Below are 23,947 nucleotides of genomic sequence, written 5' to 3'. Positions count from 1 at the left end.
TTAATATTATTTTTTTTGTAACAGCGTAAGTAATTTTTTATCCAGCTTATGTCCATACCATTCTTTGTAATCAACATCGGTACGGCGTGAATCCATAATGCCAAAATCACCGATAAAATTCCATAATGCATAACCAATACCGGCATTGGTCAAAATATCAAGCAGATCATCAAACCAGGCAAGAAAAATTTCATGGGGCGTCTTGTTCCAGCAGCCACATTCTCCACAATGTACCCCAACTCCTTTTTGCATAATTTCTACCCAGGGCTTATAGAAACTTTCCAGCATTTCACGACTCAGGTATTGATTGCCAACCTGCCCCGGCCATTTTGGTTGAGGCAGGTTATTTATGTCTTTATTAGCCCAGGGCGCTTTATAATGAGAAATACTACCCGGATGATACCCCCTGCAGCTCTGCCCGATATTTAGATCAATTATTTCGGGAATGGGCTTTGTACCTACCTGGTTGCCATCTGCAATCACCAGGTGGTCCGGGTTCTCTTTACGGATAGCATCGGCGGCACCCTGTGCCACCCTACGATAGATATTCCCGGGAACAGCAGATGATTTAGAATGTTGATCGTTCATATCTTCCCTCATAGCAGGCTCATTCACCAGGTCAAAACTTATTTTCTTACGCGATATGTTCCTGTATCTTTTTGCCCACATATTCCAATGAAAATAAAAAGCATTTTGAGCAGCTTCATCCTTCCATAAATTATATGGTTCATAAAATCCCGCGTTGATACAATAGCCAGGCGCCCTATGAAGATTAAGACTTACATGCAGGGAATATTTATGAGCTTTGGTTACCAGTGCGTCTATCTTATCTACCGCTTCATTACTGATTTTATATACATCATCAGGCGTAATATTTTTTGTTCTGTCAATATTGAGGTATGAAGGATATGCAATGGGGATGCGGACAAAATCAAACCCCCAGTCACGCATCCATTTCAAATGGTCATCTGTGGTAATATTTCTGTTGTTCGCAGGATCAGGCGAAAAAAAATCAAGCAGGTTAAATCCTCTCCAGCGGGGCAACAGGTTTTCCCTGGTTTTGAAAACCGGTACATTTAATGTATTTCCAACGGTAATACCTGCAGCAGCTAAGCTAACTTGCCTGATAAAAGTTTTCCTTTTCATGTATATTAATACAGTTTACAATAATACATTATAAATTTAAAACTGTGCATAACCGTCCGGGCTCTTTTTGATACTTAACAGTTTAAGCATACATTTAGTTTATAAAACTAATCACAATTTGGTGACTATGCCTGTTTATTTCAACAGCTTATCCAGGCTTTTTTACATTTAAATTATTATCCGATGAAAATAAAAAACAACAAACTATTATTAGCAATGACCCGTTTATTTTTTTCTGTTACCTGCTTATTATTTTTCTGTGCGGTAAATGCCCAAAACAAACCCGTTCGCATAGCCGTTGCCGGTATAGCGCATGGACATTCCGGATGGATTTTAGGTCATAAGCCAGTGGGGTATATGACATTAACAGGTGTGTATGAAAAAGACCCGGTATTACTGAAAAAATCTGCACAGCATTTTAAACTGAATGATAACATTCTTTATAACGATCTTGAAACAATGCTGGATAAAGTGAAGCCGGAAGCAGTTGTGGCATTCGGCTCTATTTATGATCACCTTGCTGTAGTAAAAGCCTGCGCGCCAAGAGGGATACATGTGATGGTTGAGAAGCCTTTGGCTGTAAGCGTTAAAGATGCGCTTGAAATGGAGTCGTTTGCCAAAAAATACAATATACTGTTACTTACCAATTATGAAACCTCGTGGTATCCTGTCACTGCAAAGTCATACCAGTTAATATACGACAGCAGCTATATTGGAGAGATGCGCAAAGCAGTTTTTCATCATGGTCACCAGGGGCCTAAAGAAATAGGTGTGGGTAAGGAGTTTTTTGACTGGCTGACCGATCCCGTGCAAAATGGCGGCGGCGCAATTATTGATTTTGGGTGCTATGGCGCTAATATTATGACCTGGCTTACAAAAGGAGAAAAACCGGTATCTGTGAGCGCGGTTACCAGGCAATTTAAACCTGCTATTTATCCTAAAGTAGATGATGAAGCAACTATTATTGTTTCTTATCCAAAATCACAGGCAATTATACAGGCTTCGTGGAACTGGCCATTTAGCAGAAAAGATATGGAATTATACGGTAACACAGGCTATATTAAAACGGCAGACAATACACAAATGTATATACGCAGGGAAAACGATAAGTCTGACCAGTCAAGATCATACACTACTGCCGATATCAGGGTATATGAAGACCCGTTTGAATATTTTACGGATGCCATAAGAAAAAAGATACAGGTTGATGCCTATAGCTTGTATTCGCTGGAAAATAATATAATGGTTGTTAAGATACTCGAAGCAGCGAGGGAATCGGCTAAGAGTGGGAAAATTGTAGAGATGAAATAAAATCATTACCTATTCAATGTTGTTTCCTTAAAAGATCTATTATCAGGTTAATAAATACACGTTCCTGACTTCTTTTATATAAGAAGCTAACGCCGATGACGCATCATTGAAAATCGCCTGCTCGTTTGCAAACGGGTTGTGCCTATGGTATAAAAGCGCATTTTGCATTTTAATCCGGCAATCCACTGCATAAATATGTCGCATAGCGGCTACCCGCTTACAGCAAATGCGGCAATATTAAGAAAACTCAAGTTTTCTTTTCTCTCAGAAATATCAGGTGCAACATTGCTAAGCATTCGCTGAGGAACAGGAAAGACGGCTGATACATCGTCCATACATTATACCCCTGAATATATAACCACTAAGGAAATGATATTGATTGTCATATGCTGAATTGCCACGCAATTAATATTCCTATTTTTGCTTCATTTATATGCAAAATAAATCCACCGATATAAAAGTTGCTGTTGATGCTATAGTATTTGGCTATTCAAAACATGATGGCGTTTCTGTTTTACTGATTCAGCGCAAATATGAACCTTTTAAAAGCAGTTGGGCAATACCCGGCGGTTTCGTATTACAGGCAGAATCGCTGGAAGAAGCCGTCCGCCGTGAATTGCTGGAAGAAACCGGTATTGAAGTAAATTATCTCGAACAGCTATATACCTTTGGCGATCCCGGCCGGGATCCCAGACAAAGAGTTATTGCCATAGCTTATTTCGGTTTGGTAAAAGCCAGCCAGTTCCAGGAACTGAAAGCCAGCACCGATGCGGAAAACGCGAAATGGTTCAGTATTAAAAAGCTGCCATCTCTTGCATTCGACCATAAAAAAATATTAACCGCCGCTATTGAACGGCTGCGCAATAAAATCAGGTACCAACCCATCGGGTTTGAATTGCTTGATAAAAAATTCCCTTTCTCCGACCTGGAAAAGCTGTATACTGTCCTGCTCGACAGAGAGATTAACCGCCGCAATTTCAGCAAAAAAATACTGTCGTTTGGCTTTTTGGAAGAAACCGGTGAATTGGCTAAAACCGAAGCCAAAGGCAGGCCCAGCAAGATGTTCAGGTTTAACCAGGCACGCTATAAAGAACTCTTAAAAGAAGGTTTTCATTTCGAGATATAATTCCTACGGTATTTTGCGTTATTATATGATAATGCCTGCAGCATTGTAAAAATATTTTGCTTAATAATGAAGCAAAATTTGCAAAATTTAAAACCTGTAACTATATTTGCTTAATAAATAAGCAAAATGTATGAAAACAATTAACCTTAACATATCTGAAGGTATACAGCTTACCTTGTTCCCCGATAATCAGCCCCATGTAAACATTCAGGATATTAAAGAAGATGATGAAGTGAAAGTGATTTGCTCGCTAACTGATAGTATTAAAGTGATGCAATTACTGGAAACCGCTAATGCCCTAGATAATCTTTTCGCTAAAAAGAAATTACTGATTATTCCTTACCTGATGGCTGCACGATACGACAGGCTGATGCAGCATGGCGACAGCATAGATGTTAAAGTGGTGGCTGATATTATCAATAGCTGCGGCTTTTCCAAAGTATTGTTGTTTGATGTTCACTCTGATGTTTCCACACTGCTCATAAAAAACGCCGTGAATATTACCAACAAACAAATGGTTGAACAATACAAAATGGAAGAAGGTGTATTGATTTGCCCTGATGCCGGCGCGGCAAAAAAAGTGCCCCAATATTTTGAGTGGAATAAAAATTTAAAAGACATTGTATACTGCAGCAAAAACAGGAACCTGGCAACCGGTAAACTTACACTGGAAGTGCTGGAGCCGCAGGAGTGTGAAAACAGGAACTGCGTAATTATTGATGATATATGTGATGGTGGCGCTACTTTTCTTGCTATAGCGGAAAAAATAAAACCAAAACACCTCACTTTAATTGTAAGTCATGGTATTTTTTCGAAAGGCTTTGCGGTGCTCGAACAGAAATTTAACCAGATCATCGTGAGCAATAGTTTTAATAAAACCTATACATCGAGAATTGTAAAAGAAATACCGGCAATACTGGAAGGATAGCCGCAAGTTCAACCCATAAATGAATATACACTAACAAAAAATTTACTTACATGAAAACGAATCCTTTTCTACTCACCGATTATTATAAAGTGGGGCATATATTTCAATATCCACCGCATACTACACTAGTATACAGCAATCTTACTCCACGCAAAAGCAGGATGCAAGGCGTTGATAAAATGGTATTTTTCGGACTACAGTATTTTATCAAAGAATATCTTATTACATATTTCAATGAAAACTTTTTTAAGCAGCCAAAAGAAAAAGTGATCAGCGAATACAAACGCCGCATCCGCACTTCTATCGGCGATCTGCCCGATTATTCACATATTGAAAGACTGCACGACCTTGGTTATTTGCCTGTTGAAATAAAAGCTTTGCCGGAAGGTAGCCTTATACCGATGAGAGTGCCCTGTATTACGGTGGTAAATACACTGCCGGAGTTTTATTGGGTTACCAATTTTTTAGAAACGATTTTATCTGCTATTATATGGCAGCCATGTACCAGTGCAACCATTGCCTTTCAGTATAAAAAATTATTAACGCGCTATGCAGCAGAAACAGGAGTGCCTGCAGATTTTGTGCAATGGCAGGCTCATGATTTCAGTTTTAGGGGAATGAGCAGCTTTGAAAGCGCATTGCTGAGCGGTATGGGTCATTTAACCTCTTTCAGCGGCACCGATACAGTGCCTGCTATAGATGCGCTTGAGCAATATTATAGAGCAGATGCTGAAAAAGAACTGGTAGGTGGAAGTGTAGCCGCAACAGAACATAGCGTAATGTGCAGCGGCAGTAAGGATGGTGAACTGGAAACTTTCAAAAGGCTGATCACGGAGGTTTATCCTTCCGGCATAGTAAGTATTGTAAGTGATACATGGGATTTATGGAGAGTATGTACAGAATATCTTACAGCCTTAAGAGATATCGTGATTCAGCGCAATGGTAAAGTAGTGATACGCCCCGACAGTGGTGACCCTGTGAAAATAATTTGTGGTGATCCCCGGGGAAAAACAATAGCTGAGCAGAAAGGTGTGGTTGAGCTGCTTTGGGATATTTTTGGAGGCAGCATTACCGCCACAGGATATAAGCTGCTTGATCCGCACATCGGCGCTATTTATGGCGACAGCATCAATCTTGAAAGAGCTGAAGCCATTTGTAAAGGTTTACAGGAAAAAGGATTTGCCAGCCAGGTGGTATTTGGCGTGGGCAGCTTTACCTATCAGTATAATACCCGGGATACTTTTGGCTTAGCCATGAAAGCAACCTATGTGGAAATAGAAGGCAAAGGCAGGGATATTTTTAAAGACCCGGTAACAGATGATGGTACAAAAAAATCAGCTACCGGATTATTGCAGGTAAAAATAGAAAATGGGCAATATGTATTGTTTGATAGAGTAAACCGGGTACAGGAAAAGGAAAGCGCCTTACAAACCGTATTCAAAAACGGAAATATTATAAAAGCATATACATTAGCGGAAATACGGAAAAGATTAAATGAAGCATCAGAAACGTATGAAAATGGGAAAATACATAGCGCCCCAACAAAGGTTGCCTGATATTTTTAAGTCGGATGTAAAATGAAGCAGATAACATTATATCGTCCTGTTGGTCAGAAAGAATTTGATTTGATAAAAACTTCCGGGTTTAAAAGATTTCCTCCTCGTTTAGAATGGCAACCTATTTTTTACCCGGTTATGAACCAGCAATATGCTGAACAAATAGCAAACGACTGGAATACAAATGATGCTTTCTCTGGTTATATTGGATATGTATTAGCTTTCGATATGAATGAAGATTTTCTACAAAAATATGCAGTCCAGAATGTGGGTGGTGAAATTCATAATGAACTATGGGTGCCGGCAGAAGAACTGGAAGAGTTTAATGATCATATCATTGCCGACATAAGAGTCCTAAAAATTTTTAAAGGAGATAAACATCAGGAAATAAATAAAATTAAGGGTGCATTATTCGGGCTTGCTATTGGCGATGCACTTGGAGTACCTGCTGAATTTAATAAGCGTAACCAGTTGAAAATTCGTCCTGTTACGGATATGACCGGATATGGTACATGGAATCAACCTCCCGGCACATGGAGCGATGATAGCAGTCTTGCATTTTGTCTTGCTGAAACCATAGCAGAAGGGTATAGTAAAAATAACCTCGCATTAAAATTTATTAAATGGATGAATGAAGGCTATTGGGGAGCAAGGCATTCTGTTTTCGATATTGGCATTACAACGAGATCTGCTATCGGCAGGTTGGCGGGTGGCGTAACTCCCGAATTGGCGGGTGGCATTTTCGAAGAGGAAAATGGTAATGGCTCTTTAATGCGTATTTTGCCTTTAGTATTTTTGATTGAAAATTTAGCTATTGAACAAAGATTTGCTTTGGTAAAGGAAGTGTCATCACTCACACATGCCCATTTCAGGTCAGTATTTGCCTGCTTTATTTACACAGAATTGGGAACATGCCTGTTAAAAACCAAGGATCAGCATTCAGCCTATTCAGAAATGAAAAGGTTAGTTAACAATTTTATTCAAGAACATGATTTTGAGCAAAAAGAAATACATCTGTTTTCAAGAATACTTAGATCAGATATTACTAATATTCCGGTAGATGAAATCAACTCTTCCGGATATGTAATTCATACACTGGAAGCAGCTATATGGTGTTTGCTTAACTCCCAAAATTATGCAGATGCTGTATTGACGGCTGTTAATTTAGGAGAGGATACTGATACAACAGCCTGTGTTACGGGAGGATTAGCAGGTATTGTATATGGCTTTGAAACTATTCCTGATAAATGGATTTCGATGCTTGCAAGAGCTGATGACATCAGCAAACTTTCTGAAAATTTAAACAAAAAAATTACTATGAAAGAAACGGCATGAAAAACGATCTGAAACATATCAGCAAATTTATGAGCCTGGTGCTTCGCCATCAGCCGGAAAAAATTGGATTACAACTAGATGAAAATGGATGGACAACAACAGAAGAGCTGATCAGCAAACTAAATGCACACGGGATAACAACAGATTTTTCTGTAATTGAGCTTGTTGTTGCCACCAACGATAAAAAAAGGTTTTCATTTAATGAAAGCAAAACAAAGATCCGCGCTAATCAGGGGCATTCAATTGATATAGAATTGAATCTCGCTCCCGTAACTCCTCCTGATATATTATATCATGGTACAACCTCCCGTTTTTTAGAAAGCATTTTGAAAACGGGTTTACAAAAACAAAACAGGCAACATGTTCATCTTAGTGCTGACGAAACTACCGCAAAAGCAGTAGGCAGCAGGCATGGCAAACCGGTAATACTTACTGTTAAAGCCCAAGAAATGGTTAATGATGGACGTATTTTCTTTTTATCTGAAAACACGGTTTGGTTAACCGATGAGGTTCCGGTTCAGTATATTATACTGCCAGCCAATGAATAAGGCTTACCTTATATATTCAGCTAAAATCTGGCATTCTTTTGGATTCTATTCCGTATTAAATTAATCATCGACATGAAAAAAACATTGCTATTCGCTGCCCTGGCAGCGGTTTTTGCTTCCTGTGGTAATAATGCATCTGAAACAGAAACCGAAACAGTAACTGTTAAAGATACTTCTGTTACATTATCTGACTCAGGAAAAACATCTACGACTACTACCACAACAACTACAACTACTACCACAACTTATACTGCAGAAGATGGGGATGTAATGTGGAAAGATGGAAAACTGATGGTCTATAAAAATGGAGATTGGAGTGTAGCTGAGAAAAATATTACCCTTAATGATGGTACGGTAGTTTCTGTAAAAGGAAATATAACAAATAAGGATGGAAAAATGATCAGCATCAAAGATGGTGAATCAGTAAAGAAAACAGGACAGTTTTTCGATAAAGCCGGCAATGCAATCTCAAATGCATGGGATGCTGCCAAGGAAGGAGTAAAAGATGCCGCCAATGCAGTAAAAGAAGAAGCTAAAGATGCAGGAAACGCGGTAAAAGAAGGTGCTGAAGAGGCAGGTAAGGCCATTAAAGATGGCGCTAAAAAAGTAGGGGAAAAAGCAAAAGAAACCGGAGAAAAAGCAAAAAAAGCTGTTGAGTAAATTTTATAAAAACCTAACACAAATGCCGGTATATAATAATGTATGCCGGCATTTGATATTTAAAGAGTTTTCTTATAAAGGAATTCTTATTCCGGCATTAATAAAAACCGATCTTGATTTTCCTACATCAATCTGTGAAATATCTTTTTGAACATTGGTAAGTGACCATTCGTATTTTGCTTCCACAAAAACAATAGTAATATCAAGACCTGCACCCGCAAATACTCCAAAGGCTGCATTTTTAAAATCATCCTTTCTGAGATCTTTTGCTTTTGCATCTGTAAGTATAAAAGCAGAAGCTCCACCAAATGCTCTCAACCCAACCAGTGATTTTTCGTTTCCAATAAGATTAAAGCCAACAGAAACGGGAATTCTGAAACCACTTATATCAAATTTCACATCTTCACTATTGGTATCTTCTGTTATGTATTCCGTAGTTTTCTTCACCCAAAAAATTCCGGGTTCAATATATATTTTCTTGCCGAAAGCAACGGATCCCCCAAGCTGGTAACCAGCCTTTGATTTGTATTTCCCCGTATTGGGATCTTTTGAAAAATCAGTAAAGTTTAACCCAACCGAAGGTTTAATTGCTACTTGTGCATTAACTAGGGTAAAGGAGAAAAGGAAAGCTGCAAAAGATGATAAGATACGCTTCATAAAGTTTGTTTTTGATCTATTAATATGTATTAACAGAGGTTACAATAAATTGTCTTGAAAATAAGAATAGGTTAACCGTCAGGTGTAGGGAAAAGCGCACGGAATAAATGAAGGAAGCATCGTATAAACTCATCAAGATTTGGATAACTGCACATTGAACATAGGGAATGGCAAAATGTGCAAAAAAGAAGTTACCTCATCAACATATTAATACAAAAATACTATTTACGTAATTCAGTCCCAATTTTTTACCAGACAGATTTTCAAAACACTCCTATTACTATAGCATCACCAAAAGAATAATCTAAATTGTAGATTAAATAATCAGCAGTATGAAAAAAATCTGTCTCATTCTTTCTTTTTATATACTGACATCTTATTACAGTAATGCACAGGTTGAACTTTGCCAGGGCGCCTATTTTACAGAAGAGCAGGGTAAGGCTTTTTTGGATAGTCATGTACCTTCATCATTAACTGAATGGCAGCAAAGAGCAACGCTGATACGCAATAATATGAAAGAAGGAATGGAGTTAGATAAAATGCCTGTTAAGCCCACTTCAAAACCCATTATTAATGGTAAAAAAATAATGGATGGCTATTCTATAGAAAATGTGGTATTTGAAAGCCTGCCGGGTTTTTATGTAACAGGCAATTTATACCGCCCGTTGAAAAAGCAAAAAAAATATGCAGGTATTTTATGTCCGCATGGTCATGGTAATAATCCTGAGGGAAGATTTCGTGAGCAAACTCAAAAACGCTGCGGCACGCTTGCCCGCATGGGTGCCATTGTATTTGTTTGGGATATGATCGGGCAGGGCGATTCCAAACAGTGCGAACATAAAATGGCTAAGGGCGTAAAACTTCAAACGATTAACAGTATCCGTTCTTTGGATTTTTTATTATCACTGCCGGAAGTTGATTCCTCACGGGTGGGCGTAACCGGCGAATCGGGCGGCGGTACGCAAACATTTATTTTAGCGGCGCTTGATTCAAGGGTAAAGGTTTCTGTTCCTACGGTAATGGTTTCATCCTACTTCTTTGGTGGCTGCACTTGCGAAAGTGGTATGCCAATTCACAAAAAAGGAGATTTTCAAACCAACAATGTAGAAATAGCAGCGCTTACCGCGCCAAGGCCAATGCTGCTTATATCTGATGGCGGCGACTGGACAAAGCATACTCCTGAGGTAGAATATCCTTTCATGCAAAAAATATATCAGCTATACAACAAAAGGGATAATGTTTCGCTGGTGCATCTTGCAGATGAAAAGCATGATTATGGTCCTTCAAAGCGTAAAGCGATGTACGCGTTTATGGCTAAAACACTCGGGCTCAATCTAAAAGCCGTTCAGGACGCATCAGGAAATATTGATGAAAACCCTGTAAAGGTATTGGAGCAGAAGGAGCTCGAAGTATTTAATGCGTTGAGCCCACGCCCTTCCAATGCGGTTATGGGTGATGAAGCAGTGATCAACTTGTTGAATGCCAGGTAGTGCTACATTAAGCCTGAAGCAACAGGAAAAGACCGGAAAATCTCACGTCTATCGTCTCATATCTCAGAAGAAAGATAGCAGACAGCGCAAATACAGGCATATATTGACAGAAACCATATTTAGTTCGTAAAAAACAATATATATTTTGAAAACCGTTAAAAAGTTAGGGGTCATTAAGGCTTTTTACTTAATTTTCTTAATGTCTTAATGGTTAATTATAAGAACTAATAGTGTTCCCGGATAATAGTAGCTTATCCCGGGAATAAATTCATCTATAATCCGTAATCTGCGCAACCATTTATGCCATTGAACCGTAATATTATACGTAAAGTTTTCAGGCAAATTTGGAACTAACAAATCTTATAGAGGGGTGTGTTGGCAATAACGAAAAGTGCCAAAAGGTATTTTATGAAAAATACCTTGGATTTGTATTGAAGATAGTTTACAGGTATGTGAGCTCTTACGAATCGGCAAATGAAGTGAGCAATGATGCCTTTATAAAAATTTTTAAGTCGTTTGTAAAATTTGATTATAAAAATGCCACCAACCCTGAAATGCTGATGATGGCCTGGATGCGCAGAATTATTGTAAATACAGCTATAGATTATTTACGGGTAAGTCAGGCGCAGAAACGATATCAACCACTAGCAGAGCTGAACGAAAATCACACAGAAAAAGTAGTAGTTAATTCCGATGAAAAAGTATTGTATAAGGAGTTGATTGAATTGGTTAAAAAACTCAGCCCTTCTTACAAGGCTGTTTTTAACATGTATGTAATTGACGGGTATACGCACCAGGAAATATCAAAAGCTTTGGGCATTTCCGTAGGAACATCAAAATCGAATCTTGCCAGAGCAAGAGCGATTTTACAAAATTGCCTTGTAAAAGATAATAAGGATAATGTGCTATGTTTTACATGAAGAATGACGATATGGATGAACTTTTCCGCAAAGCAGCGGAAAACTATGAGGTGGATACCAGCAAGGCTTCCGGGTGGGACGCTGTGAATAAAGTATTGCGCAATGCTGATGGATTTAATATGGAAAAAGCAGGCAAAGGGAAAAGGAAATACAGGTTTTTCTTCTGGTGGTTTTTGCTTTTATCTGCTCTGTTACTGGGATATTATTCCTGGAAAAAAGCCGGCTCAACTCATAAAGAAGATATAACAGCAAAAACAACATCCGGTAAAACAACAAAAGATGTGTATGAAGGATCTTCTGCCTCAAAATCTTTTGAAAATACCATTGCCGGCAAATCATCAGCAGAACCGGAGAAATCTACTTTAAATGCATCTCCAGGTAATAACAATGCTATTATTGAAAAAGATGCAGGTGATAATAGCCTTAGCGAAAAGAATGTTATTTCCAGGGAAAAAAATACCATACAAAACAACCCTGTACCCAACTTTATCGAACATAAGAAAAACAACCAGTATCAAAATCCATCAAACAACACTGTTTTAAATAACAGAAAAAAAATTTATAAAAACAACCAACGCAACCTGATCGTCGTAGACAAAGAGAACAATACAAATGATAGATCAATCGCACAGCATTTAAAAAACAATAAAAATAATATCAGGAACAAGCACACAAATAATACCGGCATAAGCAAACCGGATGGATACGCCGGCAAAACTATTACCGGAAGTTTTCAATATGTGTTTACAGATCATGATGGCAAGGCGCTTCCGGTAATATCTTTTGAGAAAAGTATTCCCGGAATGGCGATGCGCAATGTAGGTTTAAGTGTAGCTCATAGTGACAGTTCTTTAAAACCAAATAATAATACCAGGGTTGATAGAAAAGAGCCTCATTACTTATATGTAGCTGCTGTTATCGCCCCGGATTTAAGCTCAGTTAAATTTCAGCGCATAGCCGGCACCGGTAGCAGTGCGGGTTTATTATTAGGTTACCGGGTAAATAAACACTGGCATATTGAAACAGGGGCTTTATGGGAGAAAAAAATATACTGTACAGAAGGAAAATATTTTGATAAAAGTAAGCTGTCTCCTTATTTAAGAGGTGTGGAAATAATGAATGCTGATGGCAATTGTTATATGATTACAATACCATTGAATGTAAGATATAATATATCAGCAGGTGAAAAGAACAATTGGTTTGTGTCAACCGGCATGTCATCATACCTGATGAACAAAGAATATTATGATTTTACATATCGCCATCCCGGAGGGCAGCCAATGAGAAAAGGCTATGACTATAAGACAGCAGAAAAAAACTGGATGACTGTTATTAACCTGAACCTGGGATATGAACGAACATTTTTGAAAACCTTCAATTTTAGAATTGAACCATATTTCAGACTGCCTGTTTCCGGAGTTGGTACAGGCAACCTTTCACTGAGCAGCGGTGGCGTATATATTGGCATAGGCAAAAAATTCTGATCAACATTTATTCAAATAACTGATGCGAAAAAAATTAATCATTTTTTTAGCAGGGGCAATCTTATGCTTTGGCTTTGCCTGGTACTGGTATAATAAACCCAGGGAAGGAGTCGCATTACAATCAGCGGATGTCAGTGTAACTGCTTTGCAATTGTATGAAGCATTTAATAACAATGAAAGCGAAGCAGATAAAACTTACTTAAATAAAATTGTTGAAATAAAGGGAAATGTAGATGACTTTATCAACTCCGGGGAAGATATCATACTTACACTCGGATTACAACCAACAGGTGGTGGCATAAGTTGCAGGTTTTCTCCCGGAAAAGAAGTGACTGAAAAAAATATTACAAAGGGACAGGAGATAATAGTAAAAGGCAGATGTACAGGATTTAATGTGGATGTTAACCTTACTGATTGTGTAATTGTTAAATAAAAAGCATGGTATGGTACGAAAGTTATTGCACACGGGCATTATTGCGACAGCTATTATTTGGATAAGCGCATGTTCAAAAGATTCAGAAGATGAATTAACAACGAGCCCATGCAATACTGATAATATGAAATACAGTACAGATATTTTGCCGATCATTCAAACAAATTGTTATAGCTGCCATGGTAATGGTATTGTTACAAACGGGATTGACCTGGATGGATATACAAAACTGAGGATTCAGGCTGACAACGGAAATCTTACAGGAGCAATATCTCATGCAGCAGGATATACGCCGATGCCCTACAATGCACCCAAACTTTCGGATTGCGATATCAACAAAATAAAATCGTGGATACAAAATGGTGCGCCGGATAACTGAGCAATTGGAAGATACGACCAGGGAATGTTCCGAAGCCATCTCAACTTTCAGCTCATGAGAGATTGTTTCACCCGCCGCAACATTTATTCATTTATTTATTATGAAAGAACAACTGTTATTACTGCTATTCATTTGCACAGGTTTATATACAAATGCACAACTATATATCACCAAAACCGGGTTTGCAGGTTTTTATTCAAAAACCCCACTGGAAGATATTAAGGCAGAAAACAACCAGGTTGTAGCAATAATTGATACTGAAAAAAAACAGCTTGCCTTTTCTATGCTCCTCAAAAGTTTCACTTTCAGAAAAGCACTGATGCAGGAACATTTTAATGAGAATTATGTGGAAAGTGATAAATACCCAAAGGCTGTTTTTAAAGGAAGCTTTACCGGAGATATTGACGTTTACAAACAACAGGTATACAATATCCAGGTGGAAGGCATTATAACATTGCACGGTGCAGATAAGAAAATTACCATTCCTGCAACGCTTGAAATGAGGAACGGGGTTTTATCAGGTATGGCAAAATTTCAACTTGTTCCACAAGATTTCAATATCAAAATCCCTTCTCTGGTGAGTGATAAGATAGCAAAGCTGATTGATGTGGAAATTAGAATTGAATGCAATCCTAAAAAATAAATTGTATGACAAACCGGAAACTGACTACGCTATTGTTTTTATTTTTTTCCTGCAACACTATTTTCCCGCAGGATTCAAGTCTGCTGAAAATGATGGATGACTCTTTAATGGCAGGTCAGAAAAATATATATGCAACAGGTACTTTCAAGGGTATCCATATCATTAACCTTCATTCCATTGAAGCTCCCGCAAAAAAGGAACTGGTTTTTATGATCATGCACCGCTTCGGAAAAATAAATGATGGCGCATATCAGTTTTTCGGGTTAGACAATGCCACCATGCGCATGGGTTTTGATTACGGGCTCACCAACAGGCTTGCTATAGGTATTGGCAGGAGTACATTCGAGAAAACCTATGACGGGTATATAAAAGCAAAATTATTCAGGCAAACGGATGGTTCAGGCAAAATGCCCATCTCCGCCAGTGCCCTGATTGGTATTGCACACACAACATTGAAGTATACCAACAAACCTTATTTGAATGCAAAGTACCGAACGCAGTACACGGCACAACTCTTATTAGCAAAAAAGATAAACAGGAACTTATCTGTTCAACTCTCCCCCACGTGGTTACATTATAATCTTGTGCCTATGGCTGCCGACAAAAATGATCTCTTTGCATTGGGCATGGGTGCAAGAATGAAAATAACCAAACGGGCGAGCATTAATATTGAATACAATTACCTGCCTGCCGGTCAAATCAGATCTTTTAAAGTATATAACTCATTAAGTGCAGGTTTTGATATAGAAACAGGCGGTCATGTCTTCCAGGTGCATGTAACAAATTCACAAGGCATGGTCGAGCCGCTTTATATAGGTCGCACAAGCGGCAGTTGGGGTAAAGGAGATATTTACTTCGGCTTCAATATTTCCCGGTCATTCAAATTTGGGAAAAAGTAAGCCTATTCGTCAACAAAAAAACTACTATATGGAACGAAGGAAATTTTTAACTGAAATGGGGCAGGCTACAGCAACGGTTTGCTCAATAGGCTTTTTAGCATCCTGTTCCAAATCAGATGACAACTCAACTCCTGGCCCCGGCGGCGGTGGCGGAAGCACAAAGCTTACAGCAAATCTTGATACTGAGCTTACGTCTGTAGGCAGTTCAAAGATAAGCGGTAATACAATAGTTGTCAGAACAGCTGCGGGCAATACACCATCATCATTCTCTGCTCTTAGCCTTATCTGTACACACGAACAATGTACTGTTGCATATGATGCTGCAGATAATGATTTTAAATGCCCCTGTCATGGAAGTGAGTATAGTATTTCAGGGGCAGTTACACAAGGCCCGGCCGCCGCAGCACTTACCAAATACACAGTATCCATAAACGGCAATACGCTTACCGTAACTTAATATGAACTATGCCTGGAAACAAGATCCCCTGTTTAGCTGATGAACTATAGCGTAATCAGCATAAACGGGGATCTCCTTTAACCAAATCTTGTTTCTCCTCCGTATTTTTGCGCTCAATTTTAACGGGGTATGCAAAAAAAAGTTTTGGTTGTAAAGCTTGGAACCGCTGTTATAACCAACAAAGAAGGAAAAATAGACCAGGCTATTATAAAAAAGATCGCGGCGCAGATCGCGGTATTGAATGATACTTATAATGTTGTATTGGTTTCAAGCGGAGCGGTTGGTGCAGGTAAATCTTTCTTTCCCGGATATAAGGGATATATTACCGAAAGAAAAGCAGCGGCTGCCGTCGGTAATCCCATGCTTATTCAATTATACCACAAGCATTTTTCAAAATACAATATTCCGGTAGCTCAGGCTTTATGCGAGCGCCATCATTTCTCCAACCGTAAACAGTTTCTGCAGTTAAAAGAAACTTTTCATGAATTCTGGCAGAATAATATTCTGCCGGTAGTGAATGAGAACGACCTGGTAAGTAATATTGAATTGAAATTTTCCGATAATGATGAGCTGGCTACCCTCATTGCCATCAGCTTTAATGCCGATACGCTTATCATCTGCACTTCTGTAGGCGGCTTGCTTAATCACGATAAAAAGGTAATTCCGCTGGTAGAAAAATTCGATAAATCCATTTTCAATTATGTGAGCAAAGAAAAAAGCAGCCTGGGTTTAGGCGGCATGTTATCCAAGCTTACATCAACAAAACTGGCAGTATCTCTTGGTATAAAAGTGATCATTTGCGGTCTTGCGGGCATATCACCACTTACTGACGCGGTTGAACAAAAAACGGGCACAACATTTTTACCGCGACCATCAAACCTGAAAGCAAGACAAAAATGGCTGGCAGGCGGCTCCATTACTATCGGTAGTATCTATGTAGATAAAGGCGCATCTAAGGCATTATTAAACAGGAAAAGCTTACTTACTGTTGGTATAAAAAAAGTAAACGGTAATTTCGTTGCCGGCGAAGTAATTCAGTTGATGGATGAAGATGATGCTATTATAGGTGTTGCCAAAGTAAAGTTGAGCAGCGCGGAAATTGCGAAGCAGATAGCGCAAAAAAATATTATTGCTGCTCATGCCGATGATATAGTGATCTTTTAAAATGGATGAAATGAGTGATGTATTAAATTTAATAAAGAAAACTTACAATGCTGCTCCTGCCTTACGTGCAGTGGAAGACAGGCAGTTAAAAAAAATATTGCTGATGCTTGCCGACGAGCTGGAAGCGCAACAAAAAATCATCTTGAAAGCGAATGAAAAAGATGTTGCAAAGCAAAAGCCCGGTGATCCTAAAACAGATCGCCTGAGACTTGATGAGAAAAGAATAAAAAATATTGCCAACAGTATTCGGAAAGTGAGCAGGTTGCCTAACCCTGCAGAAAAGATCATTGAAAGAAAAAAATTACCGAACGGGTTGTTGCTTGAAAAAAGAACAGTGCCATTAGGCGTTGTAGGCGCAATTTTCGAATCAAGACCAAACGTTACGTTTGACATCGCTGCGCTTTGTCTCCGTAGCGGAAACACCTGTGTATTAAAAGGTAGTATTGAGGCTGAACAAACCAATCTTGCCGCCATCCAGTTAATACATAGTGTACTCAAAAAGAATAAGCTTCCTGCAGAAATAGTTACATTGTTGCCTGCAGCAAGAGCATCGGTGAATGAGTTATTTACTGCCGGCAAATATGTTGATGTATTAATTCCACGCGGATCTGAAAATCTTATCAACTATGTTCGAAAAAACAGCCAGGTACCTGTGATTGAAACAGGAGCAGGCGTTTGTCATGTATATGTAGAGCAAAAGGCAGATATTACCAAAGCGGTAAAGATTGTAACCAATGCAAAGGTATCCAGACCATCTGTTTGCAATGCGATGGATACGGTGATAGTAGATAAAGCTATCGCTGCCGACTTCTTACCACAATTAAAAGAAGAACTGGGAAAATATGAAGTAGAGATTTTTGCTGATGAACCTTCTTTTAAAATATTAAAAGGATACAATCATCTGCAAAAAGCAACTGCTGACGATTTTGGCAGGGAGTTTTTAGATTTGAAATGCGCGGTAAAAGTTGTAAAAGGCATTGGTGAAGCGCTTACACATATCCGTGAGTATTCTACCAAACATTCTGAATCTATTGTTACCGAAGATAAAAAGAACGCGGAGTTATTTTTGAAGGAGGTAGATGCTGCGGCAGTATATCACAATGCTTCCACCCGCTTTACGGATGGTGAAGAATTTGGATTGGGAGCGGAAATCGGCATATCTACACAAAAGCTGCATGCAAGAGGCCCTTTCGCGCTGGAGAAATTAGTTACGGAGAAATGGATATTGAGAGGGAACGGGCAGGTGAGATAGGGGGAAAGCTATCAGCGGTCAGGTATCAGCAGTCAGGCCGGCAACCTGTAACCTGATAGCTGACCGCTGATAGCTAAAACCTGATACCTGACACCTTTTATTAAAACAAAAGCTTAAATAATGCAACTCAACAAATCAACACTTGCTCAGATCAGTAACCCGGATATACAGCAACCAGGCAACAGCATATTTGATTTACCGGAAAAAGTTTTACAGTTTGGTACCGGCGTTTTACTGCGCGGTTTGCCGGATTATTTTATTGATAAAGCCAATAAGCAAAATGTTTTTAACGGAAGAGTTGTTGTGGTGAAATCAACCGATACCGGCGGCGCTGACGCATTTGATACACAGGACGGGCTGTATACGATCTGCGTGCAGGGGCTGGAAAACGGTAAGCAAACAGAAGAAACGATTATCAATGCCGCTATCAGCCGGGTATTGTCTGCAAAATCGCAATGGAAAGCAATACTGGATTGCGCTCATAATGCTGAAATGAATATTATCATTTCAAACACCACCGAAGTAGGAATAACACTAGTTGAAGAAGATATTCATCAAACACCACCGGTTTCTTTCCCTGCCAAACTGTTGGCATTTTTACATAAAAGATATGAAGTATGTGGTGGAGAAACTGAAGGCGGTTGTGTGATCATACCAACCGAACTGATTGTTGGCAACGGCGATAAGCTCAAATCAATTTTATTACAGCTTTGCGCCTATAACAAACTGGAGCGGGGCTTTGTAGAATGGCTGCAATCTGCCAATACATTCTGCAACTCATTGGTTGACCGTATTGTGCCTGGGAAACCCGCGGCTGATGTTAAAGAAAAGCTCGAAAAAACAATGGGCTATACAGATGAACTGTTGATTGTTTGCGAGCCTTACCGCCTTTGGGCAATTGAGGGCGATGACAGGATACGAAAAATTTTATCGTTTGATGAAGTGGATAATGGGATTGTTATAGCGCCTGATATTGAGAAATACAGGGAGCTGAAGCTGAGATTACTAAACGGAACGCATACACTAAGCTGCGGTCTGGCATACCTGTCTGGTTTTACTTTTGTAAGGGAAAGCATGGCAGATAAAACATTCAGCGCATTTGTACGCGAACTTATGCTGAAGGATATAGCGCCGGCAATACCTGCCAATGTTGCGGATGATGAAGCGGAAAGTTTCGGCAACCAGGTGCTCGACAGGTTTGCAAACCCATTCTTAAATCACCAGTGGATCAGCATTACCATGCAGTACACTTCAAAAATGAAGATGCGGGTAATACCGGTGCTGCTGCGTTATTTTGCTATTTACAATACGGTTCCGCAACACATAGCTAAAGGGTTTGCAGCATATATACTATTTATGAAAGCGGTAAAAAAGAATGGCAATATGTATGAAGGCGAACTTAACGGTAATGTCTACCCTATAAATGATGATAAAGCAGGTTACCTGCACGAACTATGGCAAAAGCATGGCGATACAGGCATTGTAAATGCCGTGCTAAGCAATAAAACATTATGGGATGCTGATCTTTCAACACTCCCCGGCTTTACGGAAGCGATCCAGGAGAATTTTGGAGGGTTGATGAAAAAGTAGATTGGCGTTGATTGCCGGGACAACAAGAGGGGAATGGAAAGTGATGGCATTTTTAACGCCTTCTCGCGAGCCTTAAAATAATTAAGAATGAATGATTCGTGAGACACGAATCCCGGCGAAAAAATATGCCTCTCAACTGGCAGGCAGTTGCACATATTATAAACTTTCTTTTATCACCCCTCCACTATATGCTCCGGAAGAATATATCCATCTTCCAGTTCAACAATCTGTAAGTTGCGGAATTCTATTCTTGCGCCTTCTGCTTCAAGACATAAATACCCTTTGCGCTGAGAAGCCTGGCGAATGCCATTTACAAATTTTCCATTCACAGATAATTTAATAACACCATCAACACATACCACTGTATATGTATTCCATTCACCTGTGCCCAAACAGCGGTTCTCAATTGATTTGCTTCTTTCTCCACGCGGATTATCAGGTATGGTACTGGTTTTTCCTGCGCCAAACAATTCGCCATGCACATAGGCCACAGGTGGCATTTCACCGTTCTGTTTATGTTGATTTACCCAATCCAGTTCCAGCATCTGCACCTCCACACCGCTGGGCAGCCTGCTGTCTTTTTCAGGCTTTGCATCACACCAAACAAATATGCCTGAATTTCCTCCCTTCTCCATATGCCGCCACTCTACATGCATAATAAAATTCTGGTACATTTTTTCTGAACGTACTACGCCAATGGGCAATCCTTTGCCAACCAGCACATTTCCCTTTACATACCAGGTGGTATCAGATGTATTAACATCTATCCAGCGCAATGAAGTAGAATCACTCCTGCCGGAGATCAGCTGATCAAATTTTTTTCCCGCTCCAAATTCAAAAAGTATTTTTTGGGTGTATCCTGGTTGGGCAAGGTTAACGCATGTAAAGAAGAAAACAGATTTTAATAATTTCATTAGTGCATAGTTTTGATTGTACAAGCACCCGCTCGAGGCTGGTTGCTGTATTAAAACTATAACTTTATTACAAGTTGCCCATAACCGTTATGGCTGCGCTAATTTTCCACTGGCAGCCCTGCTTCTTTCCATGCTTTTATACCGCCATCAAGATGCGCGATATGCTGAAATCCCATTTGCTTAAGTGTTTGTACGGCCAATGCAGATCGTCCGCCGGATGCACAATGCAAAATGAGCCTTTTGCTTTTATCAAATTCGGGTTTATGGTATGGCAGGGAGTCATCTGCATAAAATTCAATCATGCCCCTGGGCGCATGAACTGAGCCCGGTATCTTGCCGTTTTGCGTTAATTCCTCTCGCTCGCGGATATCAATCAGTACGGTATTTCCTTTTGCCAGTTCCTGCTGTACCTGAGCCGGGGTAAGGTTTTCAATACCCTGCTTTGCTTCTTTAACCAGGTCTGCTGCTGATTTTTGCGACATGTGTTACATTTTAAATGAATAAATAATGATTACAATGAATAAGCAATTTGAATTTCGTGTTACAGGAAGGTGGTTGGAGCAGATGATATCACACTCATTATGCATCTGCAGGTGATAAATATAATTTTTTTATGGAAAATCTTAAACGGTTGTTACCGGAAATTTTCTTCAGTTTGTTAATCCGCCCTGTTTACTTGCATTTTTAAATAAGATTGGTTAAATTTCATTACTCCTTCCACTTCACTAAAAACTTGCTATATGAGTCTCATACAAAATATTGAAAGATGGGGCGAAGCCCATCATCCGAAATGGCTCGATCTTGTAAGAGCAGTATTAGGTTTCTTTCTCTTTTTAAAAGGAGTAGATTTCATTAACAATATGGAAGTGCTTACGGCAATGATGGCTAAAAGTGATTTCCTGGGCTCCTTATCGCTTGGTTTACTGGCGCATTATGTTGTGCTAGGTCACCTTGTAGGTGGCGCGATGATCGCTGCCGGGCTACTTACACGCCTTGCCTGCCTGGTGCAGATACCCATACTGGCTGGCGCTATACTTTTTGTGAATGCAAGCGCGGGGATTTTGGCCCCATATTCAGCTTTGTGGATATCTGTGATAGTACTTGCGCTGTTGATCTACTTTGTTATTATAGGCAGCGGCCCGCTTTCTGTAGATGAATGGATGCGCGGACAGCCGCTTAAATAGATATCAAAAGCGCCTGGAACCATACCTGTAACGGCAGCTGAAATAATGCTATGTCAATTTTCGAACGCCGGCTTCCTATTGTTTCAACCATTTCAAGGCCTCCTTTACCACAATATCATTTTCAATATCTCCAAATGCATCATTGCCTTTTATCAATACATCAGGCATCACCGATTCCGGTAAAATTTTTTTTTGCTTATCACCTATATATGCGGTAGATATCAGGAAATAAGCGTTGTTATTATTGAACACAAAACCATTGGTAGCGTTCGCCAGTCCTGCAGATCTTTCTCCAAACAATCTCGTATTTTTCCGCTGCCTGAATACCACCGCTACACCCTCCCCCGAACTTGCGGTGCCCGGGCCTATAAGTACCGCAACCTTAACAGGTTTGAATGCCGCGACCTTGTTTTTAATAGTAGCCTGCTTCGCTCCGTCAATCATAAAATCTCCTTTACTGAATGCCGCTTCATCAGTAGCCTTTCCATCTCTGTCAATATAATAGCTTACAATGCCGTCTTTAAAAAACATTGCCAGCCCTGCCAGCATAGGGCGTATGTTGCCACCACCATTTAACCGGAGGTCTATAATCCATGCCGCAGGCTTTTTTGCCTGCAGGGCAATTACAGCATCATAAATCCAGTTCGCGTACTTGTCAATATCCTGCTGTTTATTCACACCCATAAATGGAATATTGATATAGGCTACTTCATTTATCACCCGGCTTATAACACCTGGTCCCCTGCTCCATGCAACTTTAATGGAATCAGAATACCGCGCCATTAATTCACTATTGTCAATTCTGTACTCATCATCGTATTGGTAATATGCCGCGTGTTTATCACCCAAAGTTTTAAAAGCTATGGTCAGCGCGGCAAAGGTTTCAGCTTTTGTTGTGGCTGATGTTGCGCTGTCATATATTTTTTGCTGAATATCATTCCAGTTAACCCTGTCTGCATACAATGAATGTTGCTTAAGAATAAGCAGGCTGCTGTCTATATGTGCTTTTATTGAGTCGGGTAATTGCGCAATACCTGTTGTGCTAAAACTTATAAGCAATAAAACAAGGATACAGTTTTTATTATGCATTGTTTTGGTAATATAGCCTGAATAATTCAGGAAACCGAATTTAGTGCATAGAGATCAGGTTTCAAATTCCTGCAAGAGAATGTTTACAGCAATCTTATATTCATCGCAGCGGGTTTTCTTTTCTTACCTTGCCGTTTTGTATAAAATAATACAATCATGTTAGTAAGAAAAGCTACTGAAGCCGATGCAACATCTATTGCCCCGCTTATTTTACTGGCTATGGAAGAAATAGCTTATCAATTTACAGGAGAACGTTCAATGGAAAAAGCTACCGGCTTTTTTGTAAAGATGATCAGTCAAAAGGCTAATCAATACTCATATGAAAATTGCTGGGTGGCCGAGCATGAAGGAGAAATCATAGCCACCGCCCTGGTATATGACGGAGCACGATTAAATGAACTCAGGAAGCCTGTTGCTGAACAGATAAAGCTGGTGTTCGGCAAAAATTTCAACCCCGGGGATGAAACCCAGCCGGGTGAATATTATATTGACTGTATAGGAGTAAAGCCAGGTCAGCAGGGAAAGGGTATTGGCTCAAAAATGCTGAATTTTCTGATTGAAGCATATGCCAAAACAGGAACACAACCATTAGGGCTACTGGTAGATAAAGATAATCCGCAGGCTAAAAAGTTATATTTAAGGTCGGGGTTTGAGGTTGTGGAAGAAAAGGTTTTTGCAGGGAAGAGTATGGAACACCTGCAATACAAGTGCCATTAACAATTCACTAAAACTTTATAAACTTTTGCCTTGTTTTTTACTGGTATATTTGCACCATTTTCATC

25 protein-coding genes are annotated in these 23,947 nt (G+C 39.5%); 20 read left to right on the top strand and 5 right to left on the bottom strand.

The genetic code is table 11. From position 1 onward, the window contains the following. Positions 1-6: 6 nt before the first annotated feature. Positions 7-1,146 (bottom strand): glycoside hydrolase family 5 protein, encoded by a 1,140-nt coding sequence (locus DC498_RS07470; protein WP_116873534.1) that lies wholly within the window; start codon positions 1,144-1,146, stop codon positions 7-9. A gap of 183 nt (positions 1,147-1,329) precedes the next feature. On the opposite strand from DC498_RS07470, the gene DC498_RS07465 reads away from it, so the two are divergent. The 7 genes from DC498_RS07465 to DC498_RS07435 all read left to right on the top strand — a co-directional run bounded on the left by DC498_RS07465 (position 1,330) and on the right by DC498_RS07435 (position 8,610). Further along, positions 1,330-2,457 (top strand): Gfo/Idh/MocA family protein, encoded by a 1,128-nt coding sequence (locus DC498_RS07465; RefSeq protein WP_206197549.1) that lies wholly within the window; start codon positions 1,330-1,332, stop codon positions 2,455-2,457. A gap of 433 nt (positions 2,458-2,890) precedes the next feature. Beyond that, the gene (locus DC498_RS07460; RefSeq protein WP_116873532.1) at positions 2,891-3,583 is read left to right on the top strand and encodes an NUDIX hydrolase; all 693 of its coding nucleotides are present in this window, start codon (positions 2,891-2,893) and stop codon (positions 3,581-3,583) included. 130 nt (positions 3,584-3,713) lie between these two features. Then, complete coding sequence (locus tag DC498_RS07455) at positions 3,714-4,511, top strand: ribose-phosphate pyrophosphokinase-like domain-containing protein (protein ID WP_116873531.1); 798 nt, start codon at positions 3,714-3,716, stop codon at positions 4,509-4,511. Between the two features lie 50 nt (positions 4,512-4,561). Continuing rightward, a complete protein-coding gene (locus DC498_RS07450; RefSeq protein WP_116873530.1) occupies positions 4,562-6,067 on the top strand; it encodes a nicotinate phosphoribosyltransferase in 1,506 nt (501 codons plus the stop codon). A 21-nt stretch (positions 6,068-6,088) separates the two neighbouring features. Beyond that, complete coding sequence (locus DC498_RS07445) at positions 6,089-7,402, top strand: ADP-ribosylglycohydrolase family protein (RefSeq protein ID WP_240627917.1); 1,314 nt, start codon at positions 6,089-6,091, stop codon at positions 7,400-7,402. Further along, a complete protein-coding gene (locus DC498_RS07440) occupies positions 7,399-7,950 on the top strand; it encodes an RNA 2'-phosphotransferase (RefSeq protein ID WP_116873529.1) in 552 nt (183 codons plus the stop codon). Before DC498_RS07445 ends, DC498_RS07440 begins: the two co-directional genes overlap by 4 nt. A 72-nt stretch (positions 7,951-8,022) precedes the next feature. Further along, complete coding sequence (locus DC498_RS07435) at positions 8,023-8,610, top strand: DUF6799 domain-containing protein (RefSeq protein WP_116873528.1); 588 nt, start codon at positions 8,023-8,025, stop codon at positions 8,608-8,610. Between the two features lie 72 nt (positions 8,611-8,682). Here the strand turns inward: DC498_RS07435 and DC498_RS07430 are convergent, their stop codons facing one another. Next, positions 8,683-9,267 (bottom strand): outer membrane beta-barrel protein, encoded by a 585-nt coding sequence (locus DC498_RS07430; protein WP_116873527.1) that lies wholly within the window; start codon positions 9,265-9,267, stop codon positions 8,683-8,685. 332 nt (positions 9,268-9,599) lie between these two features. Between DC498_RS07430 and DC498_RS07425 the strand changes: the two genes are divergently transcribed. The 11 genes from DC498_RS07425 to DC498_RS07375 all read left to right on the top strand — a co-directional run bounded on the left by DC498_RS07425 (position 9,600) and on the right by DC498_RS07375 (position 19,978). Continuing rightward, positions 9,600-10,757 (top strand): alpha/beta hydrolase family protein, encoded by a 1,158-nt coding sequence (locus tag DC498_RS07425; RefSeq protein ID WP_116873526.1) that lies wholly within the window; start codon positions 9,600-9,602, stop codon positions 10,755-10,757. A 344-nt stretch (positions 10,758-11,101) separates the two neighbouring features. Beyond that, positions 11,102-11,677, top strand: coding sequence for an RNA polymerase sigma factor (locus tag DC498_RS07420; RefSeq protein ID WP_116873525.1), 576 nt, complete (start codon positions 11,102-11,104; stop codon positions 11,675-11,677). Beyond that, complete coding sequence (locus tag DC498_RS07415) at positions 11,674-13,161, top strand: outer membrane beta-barrel protein (protein WP_133176783.1); 1,488 nt, start codon at positions 11,674-11,676, stop codon at positions 13,159-13,161. The genes DC498_RS07420 and DC498_RS07415 overlap by 4 nt, the downstream gene beginning before the upstream one ends. Before the next feature lie 22 nt (positions 13,162-13,183). Beyond that, positions 13,184-13,594, top strand: a complete 411-nt coding sequence (locus tag DC498_RS07410) for an OB-fold protein (RefSeq protein WP_116873523.1) — start codon at positions 13,184-13,186, stop codon at positions 13,592-13,594. Between the two features lie 10 nt (positions 13,595-13,604). Beyond that, positions 13,605-13,973 carry a hypothetical protein gene (locus DC498_RS07405; protein ID WP_133176782.1) on the top strand — a complete coding sequence of 123 codons (369 nt, stop codon included), beginning with the start codon at positions 13,605-13,607 and terminating at the stop codon, positions 13,971-13,973. 100 nt (positions 13,974-14,073) lie between these two features. Continuing rightward, positions 14,074-14,616, top strand: coding sequence for a YceI family protein (locus DC498_RS07400; RefSeq protein ID WP_116873521.1), 543 nt, complete (start codon positions 14,074-14,076; stop codon positions 14,614-14,616). 5 nt (positions 14,617-14,621) lie between these two features. Continuing rightward, positions 14,622-15,515 carry a DUF5777 family beta-barrel protein gene (locus tag DC498_RS07395; RefSeq protein WP_116873520.1) on the top strand — a complete coding sequence of 298 codons (894 nt, stop codon included), beginning with the start codon at positions 14,622-14,624 and terminating at the stop codon, positions 15,513-15,515. Between the two features lie 28 nt (positions 15,516-15,543). Continuing rightward, positions 15,544-15,972: a ubiquinol-cytochrome c reductase iron-sulfur subunit gene (locus DC498_RS07390; RefSeq protein WP_116873519.1), complete on the top strand. Its 429-nt coding sequence runs from the start codon at positions 15,544-15,546 to the stop codon at positions 15,970-15,972. A 129-nt stretch (positions 15,973-16,101) separates the two neighbouring features. After that, positions 16,102-17,136, top strand: a complete 1,035-nt coding sequence (gene proB / locus DC498_RS07385) for a glutamate 5-kinase (RefSeq protein ID WP_116873518.1) — start codon at positions 16,102-16,104, stop codon at positions 17,134-17,136. 10 nt (positions 17,137-17,146) lie between these two features. Further along, positions 17,147-18,388 (top strand): glutamate-5-semialdehyde dehydrogenase, encoded by a 1,242-nt coding sequence (locus DC498_RS07380; RefSeq protein ID WP_116873688.1) that lies wholly within the window; start codon positions 17,147-17,149, stop codon positions 18,386-18,388. Positions 18,389-18,508: 120 nt separating this feature from the next. Further along, positions 18,509-19,978, top strand: a complete 1,470-nt coding sequence (locus DC498_RS07375; RefSeq protein ID WP_116873517.1) for a tagaturonate reductase — start codon at positions 18,509-18,511, stop codon at positions 19,976-19,978. Between the two features lie 173 nt (positions 19,979-20,151). Here DC498_RS07375 and DC498_RS07370 read toward each other — a convergent pair whose 3' ends face one another. Further along, positions 20,152-20,892: a 3-keto-disaccharide hydrolase gene (locus DC498_RS07370; RefSeq protein ID WP_116873516.1), complete on the bottom strand. Its 741-nt coding sequence runs from the start codon at positions 20,890-20,892 to the stop codon at positions 20,152-20,154. 98 nt (positions 20,893-20,990) lie between these two features. Further along, positions 20,991-21,374 (bottom strand): rhodanese-like domain-containing protein, encoded by a 384-nt coding sequence (locus DC498_RS07365; RefSeq protein ID WP_116873515.1) that lies wholly within the window; start codon positions 21,372-21,374, stop codon positions 20,991-20,993. Positions 21,375-21,632: 258 nt separating this feature from the next. Here DC498_RS07365 and DC498_RS07360 point away from each other — a divergent pair, with 258 nt between their 5' ends. After that, on the top strand, positions 21,633-22,076 hold the full coding sequence (locus DC498_RS07360) for a DoxX family protein (RefSeq protein WP_116873514.1): 444 nt from the start codon (positions 21,633-21,635) through the stop codon (positions 22,074-22,076). 75 nt (positions 22,077-22,151) lie between these two features. On the opposite strand, the gene DC498_RS07355 is transcribed toward DC498_RS07360, so the two are convergent. After that, positions 22,152-23,165, bottom strand: coding sequence for a S41 family peptidase (locus tag DC498_RS07355; RefSeq protein ID WP_116873513.1), 1,014 nt, complete (start codon positions 23,163-23,165; stop codon positions 22,152-22,154). A 156-nt stretch (positions 23,166-23,321) separates the two neighbouring features. Here DC498_RS07355 and DC498_RS07350 point away from each other — a divergent pair, with 156 nt between their 5' ends. After that, entirely contained in the window at positions 23,322-23,882 is a 561-nt protein-coding gene (locus DC498_RS07350) for a GNAT family N-acetyltransferase (RefSeq protein WP_116873512.1), read from the top strand. The last annotated feature ends 65 nt before the right edge of the window (positions 23,883-23,947 follow it).

The sequence above is a fragment of the Terrimonas sp. genome (genome assembly GCF_003075435.1).
Classification (GTDB): domain Bacteria; phylum Bacteroidota; class Bacteroidia; order Chitinophagales; family Chitinophagaceae; genus Agriterribacter.
Note: the sequence above shows the minus strand (reverse complement) of the source record. Positions and strands in the feature narration are given on the sequence as shown.